The sequence below is a fragment of the Mesorhizobium caraganae genome (assembly GCF_016836705.1).
Classification (GTDB): domain Bacteria; phylum Pseudomonadota; class Alphaproteobacteria; order Rhizobiales; family Rhizobiaceae; genus Mesorhizobium; species Mesorhizobium caraganae.
This window is the reverse complement of sequence record NZ_JAFCGY010000149.1, coordinates 1-447: the sequence shown is the minus strand read 5'-3', so window position 1 is coordinate 447 and position 447 is coordinate 1. Positions and strand designations below refer to the sequence as shown.

1 protein-coding gene is annotated in these 447 nt (G+C 69.4%); it reads left to right on the top strand.

Translation table 11 applies throughout. From position 1 onward, the window contains the following. Positions 1 to 404: hypothetical protein (locus JQK88_RS35715; protein ID WP_203281288.1), on the top strand; the 404-nt coding region annotated here is incomplete at its 5' end. Positions 405 to 447: the final 43 nt, after the last annotated feature.

Below are 447 nucleotides of genomic sequence, written 5' to 3'. Positions count from 1 at the left end.
ACCAGACCAATCCGCAGTGCTACGCCGACGGCGTGCAGGTCCGCCCGGTCGGCAAGTTCGCTTTCACTTCCAAGCAGGTCGCCGATTTCCATGCCGACCTGCTGCGCCGGCCGCCCGGCTCGTGTCCGGCCGGTGCCGGCGGGGTGCAAACCAAGTCGTGCGGCCAGGTCGATCACTGGCACGTGGCCCGGATCATGTCGGCGGAGTACTGCGCCCAGTTGCAGGGCGCCAAAGACGGCGCCAAGGACAGCAGCCCGATCCCGGTCGCCGAAGTGACCGCGCCGCCGAGCTACCTCTCGCCGGAGCACCACTCGCGCTACACCTACAAGGCCGCCAACCCCAACACCATCGTGCTGCAGGGCATGTGCGTGATCTGCTACACCATCGAGGCGCCGCCGAAGTGACGGCGCCGGCCGCACCCGCCCACCGACGCGCTCACACCAGCGC